Here is a 23,515-nt window from a genome sequence, read left to right as displayed (position 1 = left end):
TCACAGGCCCGGGACGAGCGAGACGACGAGGTCGATGAGCTTGATGCCGACGAACGGCGCGACCAGCCCACCGATCCCGTAGATCAGGAGGTTGCGCTGCAGGAGCGCGGAGGCGGAGGACGGGCGGTACCGCACGCCGCGCAGCGCGAGCGGGACGAGCGCGACGATGACCAGCGCGTTGAAGATCACCGCGGAGAGGATCGCGGACTCGGGGCTCGACAGCCGCATGACGTTGAGCACGTCCAGGGCCGGGAAGACCCCGACGAACATGGCCGGCAGGATCGCAAAGTACTTCGCGACGTCGTTCGCCACCGAGAACGTCGTGAGGGCGCCGCGCGTGATGAGGAGCTGCTTGCCGATCTCGACGATCTCGAGGAGCTTCGTCGGGTTCGAGTCGAGGTCCACCATGTTCCCCGCCTCCTTCGCGGCGGTGGTCCCGGTGTTCATCGCGACCCCGACGTCCGCCTGCGCGAGCGCGGGCGCGTCGTTCGTGCCGTCACCGGCCATCGCGACGAGACGGCCGCCCTCCTGCTCGCGCCGGATGAGCGCGAGCTTGTCCTCGGGCGTCGCCTCCGCGAGGACGTCGTCGACGCCCGCCTCGGCGGCGATCGCGCGCGCGGTGATCGCGTTGTCGCCCGTCACCATGACGCTGCGGATGCCCATCGCGCGCAGCTGGTCGAACCGCTCGCGCAGGCCCTCCTTGACGACGTCCTTGAGCCGGACGACACCGAGGACCCGCGCCGGTCCGTCGCCCACCTGCTCGGCGACGACGAGCGGCGTGCCGCCCTGACCGCTCACGGTCTCCACGTGCGCCGCGAGCTCGTCGGCCTCGGGGCCGGTCGCGGCCCCGCCCGTCGAGTGCACCCACCGCTGCACGGCCGAGCCGGCGCCCTTGCGCAGGCGCCGCGTCGCACCGTCCTCGAGCGGGAGGTCGACGCCCGACATGCGCGTCTGCGCGGTGAACGGGATGGGCAGCCCCCCGGCCGGGTCCCGCTCCAGGCCGGACCCGCCGGCACGGGACTGCGCGCGCATCGAGTCGACGAGGTCGACGATGCTGCGGCCCTCCGGCGTCTCGTCCGCGAGCGAGGCGAGGCGCGCGGCGTCCGCGAGCTCGGCGCCGCTCACGTGGCCGACCGGCAGCACCTCGGTGGCGAACCGGTTGCCGTGCGTGATCGTGCCCGTCTTGTCGAGCAGCAGCACGTCCACGTCGCCTGCCGCCTCGACGGCCCGGCCCGACATCGCGAGCACGTTGCGCCGCACGAGCCGGTCCATGCCCGCGATGCCGATCGCGGACAGGAGCGCCCCGATCGTCGTCGGGATGAGGCACACCAGCAGCGCGACGAGCACGACGAGCGACTGCTTCGCGCCCGAGTACGCGGCGAACGGCTGGAGCGTCGCGACGGCCAGGACGAACACGATCGTCAGCGACGTGAGGAGGATGTTCAGCGCGATCTCGTTCGGCGTGCGCTGGCGCTCGCTGCCCTCGACGAGCGCGATCATCCGGTCGACGAACGTGTGCCCCGCAGGCGCCGTGATGCGCACGACGATCCGGTCGGACAGCACGGTCGTCCCGCCCGTCACGGCGGAGCGGTCGCCGCCGGACTCGCGGATCACCGGGGCGGACTCGCCCGTGATCGCGGACTCGTCCACCGACGCGACGCCCTCGATGACGTCGCCGTCACCGGGGATCGTCTCCCCGGCCTCGACCACGACGACGTCCCCGACCGCGAGCCGCGACGACGGCACGTCCACCGTGGGCAGCAGGTGCAGCCCGGTGCCGTGCTCCAGCGTGGCGACGGGCGCGTCGACCTTGCGGGCGGTCGTGCTCTTCTGCGTCGCGCGCAGGCTCGACGCCTGCGCCTTGCCACGCGCCTCCGCGACCGACTCGGCGAGCGTCGCGAACAGCACCGTCGCCCACAGCCAGGCGGTGATCCACCACGCGAAGGCGGACGGCTCGACGACCGCGAGGACCGTCGTCGCGACGGCACCGAGCTCGACCACGAACAGCACCGGCGACCGGTACAGCTCCCGCGGGTCCAGCTTGCGCAGCGCGGACGGCAGCGCCGCCCGCACCTGCGCCCCGGTGAGCGCCCGCGCAGGCCGACCACCGCCGTCGGGCACGGCACCGCCCGGCCGACCACCGCCGTCGGGCAGCGAACCGCCAACCTGCCCACCGCCGTCGGCAACCTGCGCACCGGACTGCTCGGTGCCGCGGGGCACGCCGATGCGGCCGGCGACGGCGACGGACGAGCGGCCGCCGGACCGGGAGGGGTGGCGGGTCGTGGCGGGTCTGGCGGGCGGCCGAGGAACGAGGTCGCCGGGCAGACCCGCCGCCCCTCCCGGGGAGGCGGCCGCGGAGGTGAGCGCCTCTCCGGACGCGACCCGCGTCTCGGGCGACGAGGAACCGGACTGAGAACGGGAACTGCTCATGACAAGGACTCCACGACGGGACCGAGTGACAGGACGGGGATGAAGGTGAGGCCGACGACGACCAGCGCGACCGTGCCCAGCAGGCCGACGAACAGCGGCTGGTGGGTGGGGAGCGTGCCGGCGGACGCCGGGACGGCCTTCTGCGACGCGAGCCGGCCCGCGAGCGCGAGCACGAGCGCGATGGGCACGAACCGGCCGACGAGCATCGCGAGGCCGAGCAGGGTGTTGTAGTACGGCGTGCCGGTCGTCAGGCCGCCGAACGCGGAGCCGTTGTTGTTTCCGGCGGACGCGAAGGCGTACAGGACCTCGGACAGGCCGTGCGGGCCGCTCTCCTGCTGGCCGGCGAGGCCGGCGGGCAGGACCACGGACAGCGCGGTGCCGACGAGCACGACGGCGGGCGTCGTGAGGATGTACAGGGCGACGAGCGTGATCTCCTGGCGGCCGATCTTCTTGCCGAGGTACTCGGGAGTGCGCCCGACCATGAGGCCGGCGATGAACACGGCGACGATCGCGAGGACGAGCATCCCGTAGAGCCCGGCTCCCACGCCGCCCGGTGCGATCTCGCCCAGGAGCATGTTGAAAAGGACCACTCCCCCGCCCGGTGCGGTGAGCGAGTCGTGCATCGCGTTCACGGCACCGGTCGACGTGCCGGTCGTGGCGGTCGCGAAGAGCGCGCTGGCCGCGAGGCCGAAGCGCGTCTCCTTGCCCTCCATGGCCGCGCCCGCGGCCTGGGGTGCGGCGCCGGGTCCGGCGAGCTCGGCCCACGTCACGAGCGTGAGCGCGACGGCGAAGAGGCCGCCCATCGCGCCGAGGATCGCCCAGCCCTGGCGGCGGTCGCCGACCATGAGGCCGAACGTGCGCGGCAACGTGAACGGGATGACGAGCAGCAGGAAGATCTCGAACAGGTTGGTGAACGGGTTCGGGTTCTCGAACGGGTGCGCGGAGTTCGCGTTGAAGAACCCGCCGCCGTTGGTGCCGAGCTCCTTGATCGCCTCCTGGGAGGCGACCGGGCCGCCGAGCACGTGCTGCGTGCCGCCGGCGAGCGTCTCGACGGCGGTGTGGGGGTTCAGGTTCTGGATCACGCCGTTCGCCACGAGGACCACGGCGGCGACGAACGCCATCGGCAGCAGGACCCGGACGACGGACCGCGTGAGGTCGGACCAGAAGTTGCCGATCCGCGCGTCGGTGCCCGAGCGGGAGAACCCGCGCACGAGCGCGATCGCGACGGACATGCCGACGGCCGCGGAGACGAAGTTCTGGACGGCAAAGCCCGCCATCTGGAGCAGGTGGCCGGCGGCGGCCTCGCCCGAGTACCACTGCCAGTTCGTGTTCGTCACGAAGGAGACGGCGGAGTTCCACGCGCCGGCGGGGTCGAGGCCGGTGAACCCGAGGTCGAGGGGCAGGTGCGCCTGCAGGCGGCCGAGGCCGTACAGCAGCAGGAGCGACGCGAGCGAGAAGCCGAGGAGCGAGAGCAGGTACGTGCTCCAGGTCTGCTCGGCGTCGGGGTCGACGCGCGCGACCCGGTACCCGGCGCGCTCGACCCGCAGGTGCTTCGGCGACGTGTAGACGCGAGCCATGTACGCGCCGAGGGGCAGGTGGACGGCCGCGAGGACGGCCACGAGCAGCGCGACCTGCCCGACGGCGGTCCACACCACGACGGGATCTGTTCCGTTCACGAGGCGATCACCGGATCCGGTCGCCGCGCAGGAGCGCGACGAAGAGGTAGCCGAGCACGCCGACGACCGCGACGAGCGCGATCCAGTCCAGGGCCATCATCGGGTGCCTCCCGACGAGCCGTGGCGACGCGCGACGAGCGCGACCGCGGCGAAGAACGCCACGGTGAGGATGAGGTAGGCCAGGTCGGCCATGGTGAGGGCGCCTTCTCGACGACGGGCGGCCGCCGGGTCCGGTCTCCCGGGCCGTCGGCCGACGTGCGGGCTCTGCACGTACTTGCCGTTCTACGTCCGCCGCGACCGCGCGCGGCGGTGTCCTGACGGAACCCTGACGCCCTCCGGGCCGACCTTGACGGGATCCTGACGGCGGCCGCCGTCGCGGAGGGGTGGAGGAGCGCTCGTGGGGAAGGCGTGACGACCTCGTGACCGCCACCCGGGCTCGGGCGGCGAGGCGCGCCGTCGGGCACCTAGGATGTGCCGCATGATCTTCAAGGCCGTCGGTGACGGGCGCCCCTACCCGGACCACGGCAAGGTGAGCGCCAAGGACTGGGCCGAGGTGCCGCCGCGACAGGTGCGTCTCGACGAGCTCGTGACGACGAAGCGGACGCTCAGCCTGGACGCCCTCCTCGCGGAGGACTCGACCTTCTACGGGGACCTGTTCGCGCACGTCGTCGAGTACGAGGGGGTGCTCTACCTCGAGGACGGGCTGCACCGCGCGGTCCGGGCGGCGCTGCAGCAGCGCGCGATCCTGCACGCCCGCGTCCTGACCGTGCGATGAGCGGCCTGTCGGGTAGGTTTCTGGCGTGACCACCCGACCGGACGCCGCGCGCTCCGTGCGCCGCCGGCGCATGCACGAGCGTCAGGCCGTCGTGTTCGGGCTGCTCATCGCCGCGCTGGCCGTCGTCGGACTGGGGGCCCTGGCCATCTTCACCGGCGCTGTGGACGCTCCCTTCGAACGGGCGCTCTCCTCGCCCGAGGTCACGGACGACCTCGCGGACGTCGATGTCCCCTGCCTGCCCGAGGGGACGCTCCCGGTCCCCGCCGTGGACGTCCAGGTCAACGTCCTCAACGCGTCCGGTACGGGCGAGCCGCTGGGCCGGCTGAACCAGGACGTCCTCGCGACGCGGGGGTTCACGGTCCTCTCGACCGGCAACGCTCCCGACCTGGACGGTGACGACGAGCCCGACCCCGCGCCCCGGACCCAGATCCACTTCGGGGCGGCAGGCCTCGCCCACGCCTATACCCTCGCCGCGCACTACCCCGATCCCGGGCTCGTACTCGACGCGCGCCAGGACGCGACGGTCGACCTCTACGTGGGCGCGGACTTCGAGGACGTCGTCGACCCGGAGCTCGTCGGCCTCTCGGGCGAGGTTCCGCTCGAGAGCCGCGCAGGGTGCGTGCCGATCGAGCAGATCACGCCTCGCGCCCTGCCCGTACCGCCCGCCGAGGGCTGATCGAGCGACCGACCTCGGCGCCGCCGAGCCCTGCGACACCTGAACGGTAGCCATGACGCCCCTGCCCATCCGGCCTGCGCGGACCACCGACCCCACCGAGGTCGACCGTCTCTACGAGATCTGCCTGCGGACCGGCGCCTCGGGCGCCGACGCGACCACGCTCTACGCCGACCCGCGACTCCTGGGCGAGGTGTATCTCGGCGCCTACCTCGCGCTGGAGCCGGACCTGGCGTTCGTCGTGGAGGACGGGGGCGGTGCGGGTGCTGCGGGCACGGCGCTGGGCTACGTGCTGGGGGCGCACGACACGGCGTCGTTCGAGGCGCGCTGCGAGCGGGAGTGGTGGCCCTCGCTGCGCGCCCGCTACCCGCTCGGGAGCTTCCCCGAGAGCTCGCGCGACGAGGCGCTCGTCCGGCAGATCCACGAGCCGCGCCTCACCGACCCGTCCGTGCTGGGCGCGTACCCCGCCCACCTGCACGTCGACCTGCTGCCTGCAGCGCAGGGCGGGGGGAACGGCCGTCGCCTGCTGGGCACGCTGTTCGACGCGCTGCGCGCCGACGGCGTCCCGGGCGTCCACCTCGGCGTCGCGCCGGACAACGTCTCCGCGATCGGCTTCTACGAGCACCTCGGGTTCCGCCGGCTCGACGTGGCCGAGGGCCTCGTCCTGGGCCTGCGCCTCTAGCCGGCCGACCGCCCCGGTAGGTGCCGAACCCGTGGTCGCTCCTCATGCGCGGCGATTTCTGGGGAGAGCCCCCGGGTTGGCGCCGAACCCTGGGGCGTTCCCCACCGTCGCGCGAACCTGAGGATCGACCACGGGTTGGGCGACGTCGCGCGCGGCGGCAACGTCCGTGAGCGAGGGAAGTCCGACGTCGTCGCCATCCACAGGCCCACGACACGAGAGTCCCTTCCACAGACACCCCCCGAGCGCTCATCAGCGAGGGCGAAGTTCGCTGGGATGCGGACCATGCCCCCACGTTCCCCCGTACCTGGAGCGCTGCGTGCTCGCGCGGCCCAGCAGGAGTCCCTCGTCTGCACGAGGCAGTGCCGAGAATCAGGGGTGGGTCCCAACGTTCTGACACGCCTGGTGCGCTCAGGGTCCTGGTCGCGGATCACCGCCGGCGTCTACGACCTCGACCCCACGCCCCTGCACGCGCGGCCACCTGACCACCGGCGCCGACGAGCGGCCTGGGCGGCGCTGCTCGCCTTCGGTCCCGAGGCGATCGCGGTGGGGCCCTGCGCGCTCGCGCTGCTCGGCGTCACAGGGCTGCCGTCGCGCGTCGTACCGCAGGCAACGCTGCCCGGAGCCCGCGCACTCGAGTCGCGGGACGGCGTCCGGCTACGCATGTTCGACGACGGCATGACGGTCGTGCGCGTGGGCGACCGGTACGTCGCGAGCCCGGAGTGGGCGCTGGCGCAGGCCGTCCCGGAGCTCGATCGACCGCACGCCGTGTCGGTGATGGACTCAGCGCTCCACCTCGGGCTGCTCACCGCGGAGGGGCTGGCGCTGGCTCACGACCATGCGCGGGGTCGACGAGGCGTCGCGCGGACCCACGCCTGGTGGGAGCTGGCGGACGGTCGCGCCGAGTCACCCCTCGAGACGTGGGTCCGGCTCGACTGCGCCGACGGCGGCGTCCCGCCCGACAGCCTGCAGGTCCCGCTGGTCGGAGCGAGCGGCCGGCACCGACGTGGTGACCTCGGCTGGCGGATCGACGACGGGCGCTGGGTGATCGGCGAGGCTGACGGCGCGGAGTTCCACGGGACGCCGGTCGCGGCGTTCGCCGACCGGGAGCGGCACAACGACCTCGTGACTGCCGACGTCGCGGCAGTGCTCCGGTTCACCTTCGCCGACGCGCGTGTGCCCGGCCGCGCCGCGACCACGGTGCGTCGGGCGCTGCGGTCGGCCGATCGTCGTCGGGCCGTGTGACCACTCGGTGGCATCCCCCGACCCCCGGAACTCTCCCCACAGCGAGCGTCGGGTGGGGAGAGATCCCGGGTTCAGCATCGGGGCGTCGTCAGTGGGCGTCGTGGACCGCGTGCTCGTCTCCGCCCGGGGCCGACGCCGGGCTGGCGGGCTCCTGGCTCGTGCCGCGCCACCGCGCGATGTTGCGCATGAGGTGGTAGATCACGAGCGCCGCGGCGGTGCCGAGCGCGATGCCCTCGAAGGTCAGGTCGCCGGTGGCCCACGTGAAGTTCGCGATGCCGATGACCAGCGGCACGGCGGCCGTCGTGAGGTTCACCGGGTCGGAGAAGTCGACCTTGTTCTGCACCCAGATGCGGGCGCCGAGGATGCCGATCATGCCGTAGAGCAGCGTCGTCGCGCCGCCGAGGACGCCGGCGGGGATCGTTGCGATGAGTGCGCCGAACTTCGGGGAGAGCGAGAGCACGAGCGCGGTCGCCGCGGCGACCCAGTAGGCGGCCGTGGAGTAGACGCGCGTCGCCGCCATGACACCGATGTTCTCGGCGTACGTCGTCGTGCCGGACCCACCGCCGACGCCGGCGAACGTGGTCGCGAGACCGTCGGCGAACAGGGCGCGGCCGGTGAGGTCGTCGAGGTTCTTGCCCGTCATCGCGGCGACCGACTTCACGTGGCCGACGTTCTCCGCGATGAGTACGAGCACGACGGGGACGAACAGGCCGAGCACCGCGATGTCGAACGTCGGGGTGACGAACTCGGGCAGCCCGAACCACGCGGCGTCGCGCACGGCAGCGAAGTCCACCTCGCCCTGGACCATCGCGGCCACGTAGCCGATGATCACGCCGACGAGGATCGACAGCCGTCCGAGGATGCCCTTGAACAGCACGGTGACGAGGATGATCGACACGAGCGTGATGGTCGCCGTCACGGGCGCGGCCCGGAAGCCGCTCGAGCACGTCTGGACGATCTCTCCGTCCACCACGGACGACGAGCACGTCCCCCAGGCCGCCGGCGCGAGGTTGAAGCCGATGAGGGCGACGATGGTGCCGGTGACGACGGGCGGCATGACGACGTCGATCCAGCGCGGACCGGCGAAGTGCACGATCGCGCCGACGGCGGCGAGCACGAGGCCCGTGACGAGGATCCCGCCGACCGCGACGGACTGCCCCTGCGACGCCGTCGCCGCGCCGATCGGCGCGATGAACGCGAAGCTCGACCCGAGGTAGCTGGGCAGCCGGTTGCGCGTGATGAGCAGGAAGCCCACCGTGCCGATCGCGGAGAAGAACAGCGTCGTCGCGGGCGAGAACCCGGTGATGAGCGGCACGAGGAACGTCGCGCCGAACATCGCGACGACGTGCTGCATGCCGATCCCGATGGTCCGCGGCCAGCTCAGCCGCTCGTCGGGATCGACGACGTCCCCCGGAGCGACCGTCTTGCCGTTCCCGTGCACCCGCCAGCCGATGGCGCTCATGGCTCTCCCGTCCGTGAATTTCGTGTGAAGACCCCCGGAGCAGGGTAGTGCCCCGCCGAACCCGGGGTTGTGCGCCACCAGGCGGCTCGGCTGGCGCACAACCCCGGGTTCGGCAGGAGAGTCAGCCCGACGCGTGCGTCAGGAGCCAGGCGAGGAGGTAGCTGCGCGTGCTGCCGTCGTCGATCCGCTCGTCGGGGAGCGACCGTGCGACGTCGAGCGCGGCCGCGGCGTCGTCCGGCCCGGCGAGCGCCGCGTACATGAGCAGGTAGTCGCCGAACATCACGTCCCACGACGCCGAGACGTCCCGCGGTCCCGCGAGCGCCTCGTCGAGGTTGGCACGGATGCGCTCGGGGTCTCCCGCGAGGTACTCGGCGACGGGGTGCATCGGGAGCACGAGGATCCCGAGCATCGCGCTCGGCTCGGGGCTGAACCACGTGGCCCAGTCGCGCTTGCCGCCCCACACGAGCGACGTCACGGTGTGGTCGAACCCCTCGTACGCCGGGTCGTCGCGGTCGAAGTCCGTCCAGTACGCCTTCGCCGACGCCGCCTCGGCGGACAGCAGCCAGCGTGCCTGCCCCTCGAGCCCGTCGTTCCCCGACGCCGCCGCCCACAGCGCGAGCCCGTTCCACGCGGACACCGCCTCGGACGCCGACTCCTGGTTGTTCCCGTCCGCGAACGGCGAGTAGCCGGACGCCCACGAGTGGCCTGCATAGGCGTCGAACGCGCGCAGCTCGGGAAAGTCCGCGCTGCCGGCGCCCGCCGCGACGTCCGCCGCGAGCAGGTCCAGGACGGGAGCGAGGTCGTCGGCCAGCGCCGGGTCGTCTGCGGCGAGCACGCCCGCGGCGTACAGGAAGTAGCCGTAGTGGAAGTGGTGGTCGTTGAACTCGTCCGAGCCGAACGACGGCGTCCTGCCGACGACGCCGCGCACCGCCGGGTCGTAGACGAAGCACCGCGCGTCGCGCGCCTCGCAGCCGTCGGGCTCGGCCCACTCGCGCAGCGCGGCGGCGAGGTCCTCGCGCAGCGGCGCCGCGACGTCGTCGAGCCCGAGCTGCTCGGCGAGCCAGAGCAGGTTGGCGTCGCGGGCGAGGGCCTTGCCGCCGAAGTAGGTGTCGGACGGCAGCGGTTCACGAGCCGCGACGTCGGCCCGCACCTGGTCCGTGAGCTCGGCCTTCTCCTGCTCCCCCAGCCCGGTCACGTCGAGCGTCCCGGCCGGAGCGACGGCGGGGCTCGCCCACGCGAGCGTGCTCGCCGTGCACACGTCGACGGTCCCGCGCACGGTCGCGTACGTGCCAAGGTCGCACGTGGCTCGGCTCTCGCGCTGGTGCGGCAGGCGCACGACGACGGTCGCCGCGGCGCCGTCCCCGGTCTCGTAGGTGATCGCCGTGGTGACGGCGTCGTCCGCCACGCCGTAGGCGAGGGACGTGCCCGTGACCGGGGTGGCCGCCGCCTCGGCGAGCGTCGCGACCGCGCCGTCCGGGGCGTCGTCGGGCACGGGGAACCACGCGACGGACTCGTCGGCCGCGAGCGCGACCCCCCGCCCGCCGTCGGCGAGCACCGGCTCCCCGCGGGCTGGGCCGCCCGGCCCGACGAGCACGTACTCGCGCCCGCCCGCCTCGGCGACGGCGACGCCGTCGGCCGCCACGAACGCCTGGGTGAGCGTCGCGGTCTGGTCCGTGGCCGCCGTGTAGCGCAGCACGGGCGACCCCTCGACGAGGGTGACGCTGCCGAGGAGCTCGCCCCCGTCGTCGAGCAGGTCGAGCGTGACCGACGCCGTGTCGTACGCCGAGACGACGACCGACGCCGCCCCCACGTCCACGCCGACCTGCGGCACGAACGGGCCGAGGATCGACTGCTCGGTGACCTCGACGTCCGGCAGCCCGAACGCGAAGCCGCCGTCCATGACGCCGAACGCGAGCGGCACGGGGAACACCGGGAGCGGCTCGTCGCCGAAGACCAGCCCCGAGAACCAGCGGTTCGTCGGCGGTACGAGCCCGTCGGCGAGGCGGGTGGGCGGCATCGCCTTGACGGAATCCTGCGGCAGGATCGACGGGTCCACGTCGGGCGCGGTGCCCGTCCGGTCGGCGTCGGGGTGCACGACGGCGGCGCCCGCCCCGGGCGAGCCCGTCGCCCCGGGTGACGCCTCCGAGGCGAACAGCCCGCACCCGGCGACCAGGGCCGCCGACGCCAGGACCGTCACGAGCACCCACCCGCGAGATTGACCCGAGCGCTCGAGATCGACCTTCGGTGGGTCGACGTCGCGACGCACGGGTCGACCTCGCGAGGCGGTCACAGCCCGACCTTCCGCAGGAACTGCCCGAACGTCTCGTTGACGCCCGTGAGCACGCCGTCGTCGTGGAGCTCGATGCTCGCCGTGACGGGGGTGCCCGACGCGACGAGGCCGTGCTCCGACCCTCGCTCCAACCCGTCGCTCGTGATCTCCACGGTGGCCTCCGCCTGGTTGTCGGTGTTCTGCACGGAGATCGACGCGACCTCGCCCGCGACCTCCGCCTGGTTCGGCAGCACGACCGTGACCTCGGCACCCTGCCGGACCCGCGCGAAGTCGCTCGGGTCGAGCGTGAGCCGCGCGTCGACGAACAGCGAGTCCGCGCGCTCCAACGACGCGAGCACCTCGCCCGCCTGCACGAAGCCGCCCTCTCGCGCCGTGACCTCGGTGACGACGCCGTCGTACGGGGCGACGAGCGTGATCGTCCCGTCAGGCGTCACCTCGTAGGCCGACGTGTCCGCCGTGACGAGGCCGAGCGCGATGTCGTGCTGCAGCGTCATGCTGCTCACCGTGACCAGCGGGTCCCCCGCGGACACCTCGTCGCCCTCGGCGATCTCCGCCGCGGTGACGGTCCCCGCGTAGTCGCTGCCGACGTCGAGCACCTCGGCCCGGATCGTCGCGGTGGAGCTCGTCGCCTGGCTCAGGCGCCGGTTCATGACGAGCGTCAGCGCGGCGCACACGAGCAGCACCACGAGCAGCCCGGCGACGAGTCGGAATCGGTTCGACCAGGTCATGCGACACCTCCGGCTGGCTCGATCGTGGGTGCGGGTACGGTGCGGGTCCGCGAGGTCGGGGAGAGGGTCGTGCGGCCCGTCTCCATCCGGCCTCGTTCCTCGGCCTCCCGCCAGGCCCGACCACGACGGGCCGCACGACCCTCTCCCCGCCCTCGCTCAGCGGCGACCTCACCCTTGCCGGTGGCGACCGAGGCCGACGCCTCGCCAGGGTGACCCGACATCGAGGCGGCGGGGAGGGGCGGCTGCGCCGGGTCGTGGCGGGTCTGGCGGGAGGCGCCGAGGGACGAGGCGCCGGATGGTAGACCCGGCGCGGCCGCCCCTCCCCGGCGCCGAAGGCGACCCGCCCGCGACGCAGCCCGCGACTCCCGGAACGCCGTCACGACGAAGGCCCCGAGGATCAGCGTGTTCGTGACGTTCCACGCGAGCGCGAGGCTCGGCATCGGGTCGCCCCAGCCCTTCCAGATGCCGACGGCCGACGTGATGAGCAGGAAGGCGAAGAACAACACCTGCGGCATCATGTAGTTGAACGGCGACGTGACCTTGCCCTTGCTCCCCGTCACGTGCCACGCCTGCTCCTTGCCGGTCAGGGCGTTCCACAGGGCTCTCGTGTAGATGGGGAACGAGACGGACGCGAGCATGAGCACCTCCCAGCGGAACGAGCCGAGCGTGAAGAACGCGATGGCGATCTGCAGGACGTAGAACCCGGCGTAGTAGAGGAGCCACGTCCCCCACGAGATGGTGAGGTTCATGGGCGTGAGGTCCAGATAGATCTGCAGCGGGGGTACGAGCAGCAGGACGAGCGGCGCGATGCCCGCGAGGTAGTGCGTCGCGGTGACGGTGTACTGCAGGCGCTGGTCGAGCGTGAGGTTGCGGCGCGGGCTGAGCGGGTTGTGCTGGAAGAGGATCTCGAACCCGCCGGTCGCCCAGCGCAGCTGCTGCTTCGTGTAGGCCTCGACGGTCTCTGGGGTGTCGCCGACGGCGAGCGTCGTGGGGATGTAGACCGTCTTCCACCCGCGCTCGTGGAGCATGAGCGACGTCCAGACGTCCTCGGACTTGGAGTCGGTGTGCATGCCGCCGATGTCGTCGATCGCGGCCCGGCGGAAGATCACGTTGGTGCCGACGCAGAACGCGGCGTTGAAGCGGTTGCGGCCCGGCTGGACGAACCGGTAGAACACGGCCTGCATGTACCCGGCGCCGCGCGAGATGAGGTTGTCGAGGTTGCCGTACGTCTGCGGCGTCTGGACGAACGCGACGTCGTCCTTGACGAAGAACGGGACCGTCTCGACGAGGAACTCGGGCCGGGCCACGAAGTCGGCATCGAGGATGACGAAGTAGTCGCCCTTCGCGATGGCGAGCGCGTGGTTGACGTTGCCGGCCTTCGCGCCGTTGCCCGACAGGCGGCGCACGTAGCGCGCGCCGAGCTGGGCGGCGAGGTCGCGGACGTCGTCGGACCGGCCGTCGTCGAGCACCCACGTTCGGTGGGTGCCGCGCATCGCGACGGCGGCCCGCACGGTGGGCGCGACGGTGTCGACGTCCTCGCCGTAGGTGGTGACGAGGACGTCGATCGTGACGGGCTGGTCGTGCAGGTAGAGGTTCCAGCGGGTCGGGTCGTCCTCGGCGCCGTCGCGGATGATCTCGGGGACGTCGAACAGGCGGTCCTTCGCGTGGTGGAACGAGAAGCCGCGCGGGTCGTGCCCGCTGGACAGCACGGTCCACATCGCGAGGAGCGCCTGCGCGACGAGCACGGACTCCGCCGTGATGACCATGACGTACGGGAGCGCGTCGCCGCGGTTGGCGGGGTCGAGCAGGAACACCGCGTACGCGACCACGCCGAGCGTCGCGAGCAGCATGATCATGACGAGCGACGGCGAACGTGCCGCGGAGTTCTCGTCGCGCGGCGGGCCGGTCGGGCGGTCGGGCTCGGCACGCGGGCCGAACGGTGCGGGGCGCACGTACTGCGTGCGGCGGGGCGTGACGACCAGGCGGTCGAACTCGGAGACGGCCATCGCAGTCCTCGCTTCTCGTCGGGTTCGCGTCGCTGGACGCGGGAGATCGAGAGACGGGTCGAGGTCACGGCGGACTGCTGCCCGTCCGGACCTGGGTGCCCGGGTGCGGCGACATCGTCGGCGTCGTGAGAGGTGCGCGTGTGCTGTGTCGTGCGTGCTGGGCCCCGCGGTGCGGGGAGATCGGTGTTCCCGAGGGCCGGCGACCCTGGAGACAGGTCGAGGTGACCCGCTCGGGAGCGGGCCACCTCGTCGTCTGCGCCGAACGTAACCGCGCCGGGCCGTGGTGTCACGGGTGAACCGCCGGCCCGTGTCGCGGGCCGCCGGACGGCACCTCGCACGTGAACGAGCGGTCACGGGCGCGGCTCGCCGCCGCGGGTTCCGGCCGGATCGTTGGCGCTACGCGGGTCCCGGACGCGTCCGACGACGGCGCACCGGCCAGCGGGAACGCTCACCCGGGGAGTCCTGCGCACGAGCCGGAAACGACCCGTTCACGCGCGGAAACCGAGAATTCACGACGACGGCGCGCCGCGTGTCCGCCTGCTGGACACGCCGCGCGCCGTCGGGGTGCTGCCCGGGATCGGGCGGTGCGCTCAGGGAAGCTGCGGCACGACCTCGCTCGCGATGAGCTCGAGGTGGTCGAGGTCGTGGAGGTCGAGCACCTGGAGGTAGAAGCGGGTGGCGCCCTGCTCCGCCGCGGCGGCGATCTTGTCGGCGACCTCGCCGACGGTCCCGGCGAGACCGTTGCGGCGCACCTCGTCGGGCTCACGCCCGATCGCGTCGGCCCGACGGCGGAACTCGGCCTCGTCCTTGCCGACCGCCACGACGAACGCGGCCGAGTAGACGAGCGAGTCGGGGTCGCGGTCGGCGTCGAGGCACGCGGCACGGACGTTCTCGAAGCGGTCGGGCAGCACACCCGGGTCGGGGAACGCGGCGTTGAACTCGCTCGCGTAGCGGGCCGCGAGCGCCGGGGTGCGGCGCGGGCCATGACCGCCGACGATCACGGGGACACGGCCCTGGGCAGGCTTGGGCAGCGCCGGGGAGTCCTTGAGCGTGTAGTGCTCGCCGCTGAAGGTGAAGGTCTCGCCGGCAGGCGTCTCCCACAGCCCCGTGATCACCGCGAGCTGCTCCTCGAGGATGCCGAACCGCTTCTGGGGGAACGGGATGCCGTACGCCTCGTGCTCGCGCGCGAACCAGCCGGCGCCCAGGCCGAGCTCCACGCGCCCGCCGGACATCTGGTCGACCTGCGCGACCTGGATCGCGAGCACGCCCGGGTGGCGGAACGTCGCCGACGACACGAGCGTGCCGAGGCGGATCCGGCTCGTCTCGCGGGCCAGGCCGGCGAGGGTCGTCCAGGCGTCGGTCGGGCCGGGAAGCCCGTCGCCGTCGCCCATCACGAGGTAGTGGTCGGAGCGGAAGAAGGCGTCGAACCCGAGGTCCTCGGTCGCCTTCGCGACGGCCAGGAGGTCGTCGTAGGAGGCGCCCTGCTGGGGCTCGGTGAAGATGCGCAGGTCGATCTGGGTCATGCCGTCACCCTGCCACACCGCACACCCGCTCCCGGTGCCGAGGCAGAACCGTGGTCCGCCGAGAGAGAACCCTGGTCCGCCGAGGTAGAGGCCTGGTCCACCGAGGTAGAGGCCTGGTCGTGACCACGCCTCTACCTCGGCGTCGAAGGCGCAGTCAGTCCGCGAGCGGCACGAGGTCGAGCTCCTGGAACTCGGCGACCTCGGGAACCCAGCGGTCGGCGACGAAGCCGCGGTGGTCGGGGTGGGCGTCGTACGCGGCGTACGCGGCGTCGTCGTCAAACACCATGGAGAACTGGAACGTCAGCGGGCTCTTCGCGCTCACCTGGCGCGACACGGTGAAGTCCCTGACGCCCGGGATCGCGGTGAGCGTGCGGCGCGCGGTGCCGAGGAACTCGGCCTCCTCGGCGCTGCCGGCGGGGTGGACGAGGCGGAAGGCGACGGTGTGCTGGATCACACCGACACCCTAGGTGCACGCGCTGGATCGCCCGGCGCGGCGCGCGGCCATAGGGTCGCTGCCATGCGCGTGAGCACAGTGATCCTGCCGATCTACCCGTGGCGCGAGGGCCGGGACGTGTGGCGGCGCGCCGACGACCTCGGGTTCCACGCCGCGTACACCTACGACCACCTGTCGTGGCGGTCGTTCCGCGACGGTCCGTGGTTCGGTGCCGTGCCGACGCTCGCAGCCGCGGCGAGCGTGACCGAGCGTGTGCGGCTGGGGACGCTCGTGTCGTCGCCGAACTTCCGCGAGCCGGTGACGTTCGCGAAGGACGTCATGACGCTCGACGACCTGTCGGGCGGACGGATCACCGTCGGCCTCGGCGCCGGGACGACGGGCTTCGACGCCACGGTGCTCGGCGGCGAGCCGTGGTCGGCGGGTGAGCGGGCGGACCGGCTGGCCGACTTCACCGTGCTGCTCGACCGGCTCCTCACCGAGCCCGCGGTCACGCACGACGACGGCCACTACCGCGCGCACGAGGCCCGGACCATACCCGGGCCGGTCCAGTCACCCCGCGTGCCGTTCGCGATCGCCGCGACGGGTCCGCGCGGCCTGCGGCTCGCCGCCCGCTACGGGCAGTCGTGGGTCACGACCGGCGACGGTCACCTCGGCGAGGACGCGACCCCCAGCCAGTCCCGCGCGGCCGTCCGCGGCCAGGTCGAGCGGCTCGAGGCGGCGTGCGACGACGCCGGGCGCGACCCGTCGACCGTAGAGCGGATCCTGCTCACCGGGTTCACACCCGACCCCGCGCTGGAGTCGGTCGACGCGTTCGTCGAGACCGCGCTCGCGTACGCGGAGGTCGGCATCACGGAGATCGTCGTGCACTGGCCGATCCCCGGCACGCAGTTCGCCACCGACGAGCGCGTGTTCGAGCGCATCGCGACCGAGGGCGCCCGCCAGGTCGCCTAGGTGTCGCACCGATGTGCTGGACCTGGGGACGGGTTCCGGTCAGGCCTCTGCGACGTCGGCGGCCGGAATGTGGCCGAAAGGCACGACTCCATGTGGCGGACGTCAGCTGATGTCGAAGTAGACCCGTGCCTCGGTGAACCGGCCAGCGGCCAGGTCGTCGCGGCGGATCACCCAGTGGACCTTGCCGAGAAGATCATCCTCGTCCGGCGAGAACTCCGCGAGCAGCACCCAGTCACCGGGGCCATGGATGTGGTCACGGTCCGTGGTGGGATCGTTGTTCCAGACCCAGGGGTAGCCACCGATCTGCACCGATCCGGACGTCTGCATCTCGTCGCCAAAGTCCCACCACACCGTGCGCAGCTCTTCAAGGTGCGGGAACTCCTCGGAGTCGGCGACCTGGTTGGGCAGCGAGGGGTTGATCGCCAGATGGAGATCGCGTCCCGAGGGCGGTCGATCGTCGGTGCCGTGCGCGCGACCGGTGCTGCCGGCCGGGACGTGGACGAGCCGGGCCCAATCACGGGAGATCATCGGCGCCATGTCGGAGGTGTCCGCGAAGAAGTAGAGCCTGCCGTCCGCCGGCAGCGGGAGGTCCGTCGCGTCGTGGGGGATCGCCGCGAGGTCGATCGAGGCGACGAACGGCAGGTCCGGCACGAGCTCACCGTCGGGTATCGACGGCTGCCCGCCGAGCTGTCCGACCACGGCGGCACCAGCCTGCGGGTGGGTGCCCAGAATCGCGCACGGGCGGACGGTCGCTTCCAGGTATCGCTCGACCTCGTCGTGCGGGATGCCCATGTCGCGGGCCTGGTCACGGAAAAGATCCATCGTCGCAGACTAGCCCCGAGGGCCCACAACCCCGACATGACGGGACACTTGACAAGGACGTTCGTTCACGGGCCCCCGTCCCACCGACGACGAGGGGGCCACGGGCGGCGCCGGGCCGGCGGTGGCGAGCACCGCCGTCGCGCTGCTGGCACGGCTCCTCACGCGCTGAGCGGCCCGAGGACCCCGTACGTGACGTGCGTGACGAGCGAGGCCGCGCGCGCGGCGACGGTCTCGAGCGCGAGGGGCGGGACGCCGTCGAGCACGCGGTCCCCGTGGCCGAGGACCTGCGGCACGACGTGCAGCCGCAGCTCGTCGAGCAGGCCGGCAGCGAGCGCCTGGTTGATCGTCGCGGCACCGCCGGCGATCGAGACGTCCTTCTCCCCCGCCGCCTCGCGCGCCTGGGCGACGGCGGACTCGATGCCGTCCGTGACGAAGTGGAACGTCGTCCCGCCCTCCATGACGAGCGGCTCGCGCGGGTGGTGGGTGATGACGAACACGGGCCCGTGGTACGGCGGCTCCGGTCCCCACCATCCGCGCCAGTCGAGGTCCCACTCGCCCCGGCCCGGCGTGAACATGTTGCGCCCCATGACGTACGCGCCCGCAGCGAGGATCGCTTCGAGCTCCGCGGCGTTCTCGTCGGCCGTCTCGAACATCCACCGGTGGAGGTCCACACCCTCCCCGAACGGGTGCTCCTGCGTCTGGTCCGGCCTGGACGAGAACCCGTCCACCGACACCGTCACGTCGCACGTCACGTTCCCCATGCCGCCCTCACCCTCCGCAGTCCCGCGCACGGGACCGCCGTCGTCCACCACTGCCGACACGTCCGACCGCGCGCGCACCGCGAACTCATCGGCGCCGCGGGTCTGCGGCAAGGACCGCGGCGGCCGCGACACAGGCTCTACGAGAGGACGACCCACGGCCGGCGAGGAGGCACCATGGCACGGACGCGTTCGATGCGCGCAGTGTTCGTCGCGGCGACGCTCCTGTGCGCAGCGGCGTGCGCCCAGGACGAGGTCCCGGACGGGATGGAGCCGCTCCTGGCACCCGCCGACCCGGGGTCGCCTGCGACGCTCGTCCCCGACCCGGGCGTCGACGACGCGTTCGAGCAAGAGCTGCTCGACCAGCTCGACCACGCTCCACGCTCGAACGGCTCGGCGAACGCTTCAGACGCGATCCACGACACGTACGGGGCCGACCCGCGGTTCGGGAACCTCGCGCTCCCCGAGGGCGGCGACGGCCTGGTCCTGTACTGGCACGGCGACCCGCCCGAGGGCCTCGCCGAGCTCGCCGGGGACACGCCGGTCGAGGTCGTGCAGACGCCGTACCTCCCGGGGGACCTGCAGGCGGCGGTGCTCGCCCTGTTCGAGTCGGGGACGGCGCACGGCCCCCTCACCATGGGCGGCGCGAGCGTCGACGGGAGCGGCGTCGAGATCGGCATCGAGAAGGAGCTCACGCCAGCGCAGGAGGACCGGCTCGGCGAGCAGCTGACCGACGACGTCGGCTTCCCCGTGGTCGTCGAGAGCGGGGTGAGCGTGTCGCCGGCGATCGGCTGACCACGGTTCTACCTCGCGCTACCACGGTTCTACGTCGGCGACCAGGGTTCTACCTCGGCAGCGGGGCCTCGTGCGTCGCGATGCGCAGCGCGGCGACGAGCTCGCGGTAGAGCTCGTCCGTGGCGAGCAGCTCGGCGTGCGTGCCGCGGGCGCGGATGCGGCCGTCCTCCATGACGAGGATGAGATCGGCGTCGATCACGGTGGACAGGCGGTGCGCGATCGTCACGACCGCGCGCTCGCGGGCGAGGTCCTCGATGACCGCGTGCACGGCGGCCTCGGTGAGGCCGTCGACCTGGGCGGTCGCCTCGTCGAGCAGCAGCACGTCGGGCGTGTGCAGGACGGCGCGCGCGAGGGCCACGCGCTGGCGCTCGCCGCCGGAGACGGTCGTCCCGACGAGCGACGTGTCGAGGCCGTCCTCGAGCGAGCGGACCTTCGCGTCGAGCCGGACCTTCGCGAGCGCCGCCCACATGTCCTCCTCGCTCGCGCCGGGCTCGGCGAGCTGCAGGTTCTCCCGGATCGTGCCCGGCACGACCGGCGTCTCCTGCTCGACGTACGCGATGCGGCGCCGGACGTCGTCGAACGTCAGGTCGTCGTACGGGACGCCGTCGAGCAGGATGCGCCCGGACTCCGGCTGGAGGAACCGCAGGAGCAGCGAGAACGTCGTCGTCTTGCCCGCGCCCGACGGCCCGACGATCGCCACCTGCCCGCGCCGGGGCACCTCGAGGTCGAGGCCGCGCACGACGGGCTCGCCGCCCGGTCGGTAGCGCGCCGTGACGCCGTCGAACGTCAGCCGCGGCGCAGCGCCCGGGCCCGACGACGTCGCTCGCCCGGGTGCGGCGGCCTCGACCGCGCGGGGGTCGTCGCCGACCAGGTCCTCCTCCGGCTCGATGGCCTGGATCTCGCTGATGCGCCCGGCCGCGGCGATGCCGGCCTGGAGCTGCGTGACGTTCATGGTGAGACCGGTGACGGGCTCGACGATCTGGAACGCGTAGAGCAGGAACGCGACGAGGCTCGACACGGCGAGCAGCCCCTCGTCCACGCGCCACGCGCCGAGCGCGAGGATGACGATGATCGCGAGCTGGATGCCGCCGCCCGCGATGGTCCACGCGACGGCCTCGGTGCGCACGGTCCGGACGCTGTGCGCCGCGGAGGCCTGCGCGTCGTCGAGCACGCGGTCGATCTGGCGGCCCTCGGCGCGGCTCGCCTTGATGGTGCGGATCGCTCGCAGCCCGCCCTCGAGCGTGCCGCCCAGGCTGCCGAGCGACTCCTGCGCCTTCTCCTGAGCCTTGGCGATGCGGGGCATGAGCCCGCCGACGAGGACCGCGATGACGACGATCGCGCCGAGCGTCGTGCCGAGCAGGACGATGTCGAGCACGCCCATGAGGACGATCGTCCCGACGAGGGAGACCGCGAAGTTGACGAGATTGACGAGGCTCGACGACGCCGCCTCGCGCAGCAGCACGGTGTCGGACGTGACGCGCGTGACGAGCTCGCCCGTCGGGCGGCCGGTGAGCGCGCCGATCCGCGCACGGAAGTAGCGCTTGACCATGGACGTCCGGGCATCGAGCACGACCCGCTCGGCGAGCGTGCCGAGCAGCACCCACTGCCACAGGCCGAGCACGAGCCCCACGACCAGCAGCCCGACGAGGGTCAGCACGGCCGGGGTGAGCGACTCGCCCGTGCCGAGGGTGTCGAGCACCCACTTGGTGACCATCGGCGTCGCGAGGGTCGCGGCGGTCGTGCCGAGCCCGAGGACCAGGCCGAGCAGGAGCGTGCGGCGGTGCGGCCGGACGAACGCCCACAGGACCTTGAGGCGCGGGAGGAACAGGCCCTTCGGCGCGGCGTCCTCGGTGGACGGTGGGGCGTCGGGGGCGGGAGTCGGGCTGGCGTCGGTGGTGACCATGCCGTCAACCATGGTTGACATCCTCTCTCGTGTCAACTGTTGTTGACGAGTTCGCAGTCGAGATCGCGTGGAACAGGCGATATCAGTAGTGGAACATACATGTTCCACTACTGGCAAGATGTGTTCCACGATCGACGGGGCTATCGTGGGCCGCGTGACGGCACGAACGAGCGAGCGAGACCTCACCGACCCCACGGCTCGGGTGAGCGGGGAAGCCACGACGCCGTCGCCTCCCGAGAGCGGCGCGCGCGCCCGGACGCGCCGCGCGATCCTCCACGCCGCCGTCACCGTGCTCAGCGCGGACAAGTCCGCGTCGCTCGGCGACGTCGCCCAGGCCGCGTGCGTCGGGCGCACGACGCTGCACCGCTACTTCCCGGAGCGGTCCGACCTCGTCGAGGCGATCGGCGCGGAGGCGGTCGAGCGCACACGCGCGGCGATCGTCGCCGCCCGCCTCGAGGAGGACGGACCCGCTGCCGCACTGCGCCGGCTCGCGTTCGAGTACTTCGACCTCGGACCGTGGTACATGGTGATGTTCAACGAGGCGTCGGACGGCGAGCCCGAGTTCTGGGCGGAGGCCGAGGAGGTCGAGGATCCCGTGCGGGACCTGCTGCGACGTGGCCAGCAGGACGGCGTCGTCGACGACCAGCTCAGCATCGCGTGGCTCGTCCGGGTGCTCTGGTGGATGCTCTTCAACGCCTGGTCCATGGCGGACGAGGGCGAGATGTCCCGCGCCGACGCCCTGCGCATGGCCGTGCGGAGCATCGAGGGCGTCGCGCTCGCCCGTCACGCCCCGGGGACCGCATGACGGCGCCCGCCGGCGCCACTCCCCCAGGCGGCCGGGCGAACCTCGCGGACCGCGTGCGGGACTGGTGGCGTCGTGCCGGCGACGCGCGTACGGGCATCCGCTGGGCCAGCCTCGCGACCGTGGTCGGGGGGATCGTCGTCGCGCTCGTCTGCGTCGTGCAGCTGCTGCGCGGGCGGACGTGGGCGTGGATCCCGCTCGTGATCGCCGCAGCCGTCGCGCTGCGGGAGATCCGCTACCTGCAGCGTGTCGCGCGCGGAGGACGGCGCGGACCGCGCTACCAGGAGAACGCCCCCCGCTGACCGCCCGGGCGCCGCACCGACGCATCGGGCGCGCCGACGCGTGCGTGCGCCGCGCCGACGCGTGCGCGGCGCAGGGAGGTACGTCCGTGCGCGCGGTGCGCACGCGTAGGCGTGGAGTGTCATCCGGAGGTCGCACGCGGGCGGGCCGCAGGATCCACCGTACGGGCGACGCGCGGAGGGTGCACGGACGGGAAGACTGGCGCTACGGCGTCGGGCAGCGGCGCCGGCCAACCCCGGAGGCGCCCCGTGACGACCCCGACCCCCGCCCGTGACACCGCTTCTCCCGAGCACACCCCCGCCCGCACGGCCGCGCGCGGCGCTCGCTTCACGTCGCGGCGTGCCCGACGGCGCGGTGCGAACCCGGTCCCCCGGCCCGCCGTCCCGCCGGTCGAGCGGGCCAACGGCTGGCTCGTCGGGCTCGCGGTGCTCGGCGCGGCGGTCCTCTTCTCCGTCCTCGCGATGAACGCGTTCATGGGCGGCTGAGGCGGTCGCGTAGGCAGCGGGGCGGCCAAGCCACGCGGCGTGGGCGGAGGGGCGGCCGTGCCGGGTCGTGGCGGGTCTGACGGGAGCCCGCGAGGAACGAGCGGGCGGATGGTAGACCCGGCACGGCCGCCCCTCCGACCGCGCCTCCCCACCGCGCCCAGGCCGTAGTCAGACGGCCGCGGGGACGCGACGCGACGGCGCGAGCCCCCTGGCCACGCCGGCGCGCTCGAGCCGCCGCGCGAGCAGCAGCCCGGCCCACGTGCCGACGAGGGCGCTCGCCATCATGAGGACGACGAGGAGCACCTGCACGACCGGCGTCATGGACGCGGCGTCGAAGGCGACGAACGCGGACCACGTGTACAGCGCGGAGAAGACGAACGTCGCGGAGTAGAACAGCCACGGCGACCACACGCGGTAGAGCGTGACGAGGAACGCGACCTCGAGCGCCGCCCCGACCATGAGGCACGTGACGATCGACGACGCACCGAGCGGCGACGCCGAGCTGATGACCCCGGCGACGAGCATGGTCAGGACCGCCGCGCCCGGCCGTCGGACCAGCGCGAGGGCGAGCACCGGACCGACGATCCACAGTCCGAGCATCGCGGCGTAGACGACGGGGACGGTGACCGCGAGCGTCGCGGCGACGAAGTTCGCGGGGACGAGCAGCACGCCCGTCGCGGCGCCGATCGCGGCGCACGTCATGAGGTAGCGCGTGGTGAGGGAACGCTGGCGGGTTCCGGTCGACGACATGAGGGCTC

General features: G+C 72.9%; 22 protein-coding genes. 9 read left to right on the top strand and 13 right to left on the bottom strand.

Annotation, left to right across the window (positions count from 1 at the left end):
• From kdpB to AC4H2H_RS10855, 3 genes are read right to left on the bottom strand one after another with little or no spacing between them, the layout of a single operon-like run.
• Entirely contained in the window at positions 1 to 2,430 is a 2,430-nt protein-coding gene (kdpB, locus tag AC4H2H_RS10865; RefSeq protein ID WP_494370821.1) for a potassium-transporting ATPase subunit KdpB, read from the bottom strand.
• Positions 2,427 to 4,085: a potassium-transporting ATPase subunit KdpA gene (kdpA, locus tag AC4H2H_RS10860; RefSeq protein ID WP_494370854.1), complete on the bottom strand. Its 1,659-nt coding sequence runs from the start codon at positions 4,083 to 4,085 to the stop codon at positions 2,427 to 2,429. Before kdpA ends, kdpB begins: the two co-directional genes overlap by 4 nt.
• A gap of 28 nt (positions 4,086 to 4,113) precedes the next feature.
• Positions 4,114 to 4,206 (bottom strand): potassium-transporting ATPase subunit F, encoded by a 93-nt coding sequence (locus AC4H2H_RS10855; RefSeq protein WP_494370820.1) that lies wholly within the window; start codon positions 4,204 to 4,206, stop codon positions 4,114 to 4,116.
• 378 nt (positions 4,207 to 4,584) lie between these two features.
• Between AC4H2H_RS10855 and AC4H2H_RS10850 the strand changes: the two genes are divergently transcribed.
• From AC4H2H_RS10850 to AC4H2H_RS10835, 4 genes are all read left to right on the top strand, one after another.
• Positions 4,585 to 4,881 carry a type II toxin-antitoxin system VapB family antitoxin gene (locus AC4H2H_RS10850; RefSeq protein ID WP_494370819.1) on the top strand — a complete coding sequence of 99 codons (297 nt, stop codon included), beginning with the start codon at positions 4,585 to 4,587 and terminating at the stop codon, positions 4,879 to 4,881.
• Positions 4,882 to 4,906: 25 nt separating this feature from the next.
• A complete protein-coding gene (locus AC4H2H_RS10845; RefSeq protein WP_494370818.1) occupies positions 4,907 to 5,557 on the top strand; it encodes a LytR C-terminal domain-containing protein in 651 nt (216 codons plus the stop codon).
• 52 nt (positions 5,558 to 5,609) lie between these two features.
• Positions 5,610 to 6,236: a GNAT family N-acetyltransferase gene (locus AC4H2H_RS10840; protein WP_494370817.1), complete on the top strand. Its 627-nt coding sequence runs from the start codon at positions 5,610 to 5,612 to the stop codon at positions 6,234 to 6,236.
• A 375-nt stretch (positions 6,237 to 6,611) separates the two neighbouring features.
• Complete coding sequence (locus AC4H2H_RS10835) at positions 6,612 to 7,478, top strand: type IV toxin-antitoxin system AbiEi family antitoxin domain-containing protein (protein WP_494370816.1); 867 nt, start codon at positions 6,612 to 6,614, stop codon at positions 7,476 to 7,478.
• 88 nt (positions 7,479 to 7,566) lie between these two features.
• Here the strand turns inward: AC4H2H_RS10835 and AC4H2H_RS10830 are convergent, their stop codons facing one another.
• The 6 genes from AC4H2H_RS10830 to AC4H2H_RS10805 form a co-directional block, all read right to left on the bottom strand.
• Positions 7,567 to 8,940: a uracil-xanthine permease family protein gene (locus AC4H2H_RS10830; protein WP_494370815.1), complete on the bottom strand. Its 1,374-nt coding sequence runs from the start codon at positions 8,938 to 8,940 to the stop codon at positions 7,567 to 7,569.
• 121 nt (positions 8,941 to 9,061) lie between these two features.
• Positions 9,062 to 11,206: a glycosyl hydrolase gene (locus AC4H2H_RS10825; protein WP_494370814.1), complete on the bottom strand. Its 2,145-nt coding sequence runs from the start codon at positions 11,204 to 11,206 to the stop codon at positions 9,062 to 9,064.
• Positions 11,207 to 11,226: 20 nt separating this feature from the next.
• Entirely contained in the window at positions 11,227 to 11,958 is a 732-nt protein-coding gene (locus AC4H2H_RS10820) for an efflux RND transporter periplasmic adaptor subunit (protein WP_494370813.1), read from the bottom strand.
• Positions 11,955 to 13,964 carry a glycosyltransferase family 2 protein gene (locus tag AC4H2H_RS10815; protein ID WP_494370812.1) on the bottom strand — a complete coding sequence of 670 codons (2,010 nt, stop codon included), beginning with the start codon at positions 13,962 to 13,964 and terminating at the stop codon, positions 11,955 to 11,957. The genes AC4H2H_RS10820 and AC4H2H_RS10815 overlap by 4 nt, the downstream gene beginning before the upstream one ends.
• Positions 13,965 to 14,554: 590 nt before the next feature.
• A complete protein-coding gene (locus AC4H2H_RS10810) occupies positions 14,555 to 15,478 on the bottom strand; it encodes an LLM class F420-dependent oxidoreductase (RefSeq protein ID WP_494370853.1) in 924 nt (307 codons plus the stop codon).
• 163 nt (positions 15,479 to 15,641) lie between these two features.
• Positions 15,642 to 15,941 (bottom strand): Dabb family protein, encoded by a 300-nt coding sequence (locus AC4H2H_RS10805; RefSeq protein WP_253054032.1) that lies wholly within the window; start codon positions 15,939 to 15,941, stop codon positions 15,642 to 15,644.
• Positions 15,942 to 16,004: 63 nt separating this feature from the next.
• Between AC4H2H_RS10805 and AC4H2H_RS10800 the strand changes: the two genes are divergently transcribed.
• Positions 16,005 to 16,892, top strand: coding sequence for an LLM class flavin-dependent oxidoreductase (locus AC4H2H_RS10800; RefSeq protein WP_494370811.1), 888 nt, complete (start codon positions 16,005 to 16,007; stop codon positions 16,890 to 16,892).
• Between the two features lie 102 nt (positions 16,893 to 16,994).
• Here AC4H2H_RS10800 and AC4H2H_RS10795 read toward each other — a convergent pair whose 3' ends face one another.
• Both AC4H2H_RS10795 and AC4H2H_RS10790 read right to left on the bottom strand, forming a co-directional pair.
• On the bottom strand, positions 16,995 to 17,714 hold the full coding sequence (locus AC4H2H_RS10795; protein WP_494370810.1) for a DUF1963 domain-containing protein: 720 nt from the start codon (positions 17,712 to 17,714) through the stop codon (positions 16,995 to 16,997).
• Positions 17,715 to 17,872: 158 nt separating this feature from the next.
• Positions 17,873 to 18,475, bottom strand: coding sequence for a dihydrofolate reductase family protein (locus AC4H2H_RS10790; RefSeq protein WP_494370852.1), 603 nt, complete (start codon positions 18,473 to 18,475; stop codon positions 17,873 to 17,875).
• A 174-nt stretch (positions 18,476 to 18,649) separates the two neighbouring features.
• Between AC4H2H_RS10790 and AC4H2H_RS10785 the strand changes: the two genes are divergently transcribed.
• Complete coding sequence (locus AC4H2H_RS10785; protein WP_494370809.1) at positions 18,650 to 19,267, top strand: hypothetical protein; 618 nt, start codon at positions 18,650 to 18,652, stop codon at positions 19,265 to 19,267.
• Between the two features lie 49 nt (positions 19,268 to 19,316).
• Here AC4H2H_RS10785 and AC4H2H_RS10780 read toward each other — a convergent pair whose 3' ends face one another.
• Positions 19,317 to 21,170, bottom strand: a complete 1,854-nt coding sequence (locus tag AC4H2H_RS10780) for an ABC transporter ATP-binding protein (RefSeq protein WP_494370808.1) — start codon at positions 21,168 to 21,170, stop codon at positions 19,317 to 19,319.
• Between the two features lie 154 nt (positions 21,171 to 21,324).
• Between AC4H2H_RS10780 and AC4H2H_RS10775 the strand changes: the two genes are divergently transcribed.
• The 3 genes from AC4H2H_RS10775 to AC4H2H_RS10765 all read left to right on the top strand — a co-directional run bounded on the left by AC4H2H_RS10775 (position 21,325) and on the right by AC4H2H_RS10765 (position 22,757).
• Positions 21,325 to 21,975, top strand: a complete 651-nt coding sequence (locus tag AC4H2H_RS10775) for a TetR/AcrR family transcriptional regulator (protein ID WP_494370807.1) — start codon at positions 21,325 to 21,327, stop codon at positions 21,973 to 21,975.
• Entirely contained in the window at positions 21,972 to 22,274 is a 303-nt protein-coding gene (locus tag AC4H2H_RS10770) for a hypothetical protein (protein ID WP_494370806.1), read from the top strand. The genes AC4H2H_RS10775 and AC4H2H_RS10770 overlap by 4 nt, the downstream gene beginning before the upstream one ends.
• Positions 22,275 to 22,520: 246 nt before the next feature.
• Positions 22,521 to 22,757 (top strand): hypothetical protein, encoded by a 237-nt coding sequence (locus tag AC4H2H_RS10765; protein WP_494370805.1) that lies wholly within the window; start codon positions 22,521 to 22,523, stop codon positions 22,755 to 22,757.
• A 168-nt stretch (positions 22,758 to 22,925) separates the two neighbouring features.
• Here AC4H2H_RS10765 and AC4H2H_RS10760 read toward each other — a convergent pair whose 3' ends face one another.
• On the bottom strand, positions 22,926 to 23,507 hold the full coding sequence (locus tag AC4H2H_RS10760) for an ECF transporter S component (RefSeq protein ID WP_494370804.1): 582 nt from the start codon (positions 23,505 to 23,507) through the stop codon (positions 22,926 to 22,928).
• Between the last annotated feature and the right edge of the window lie 8 nt (positions 23,508 to 23,515).

It is taken from the genome of Cellulosimicrobium sp. BMG9.22 (genome assembly GCF_059159975.1).
The sequence above is the reverse complement of the archived record's forward strand: the minus strand, read 5'-3'. Positions and strand labels throughout refer to the sequence as shown.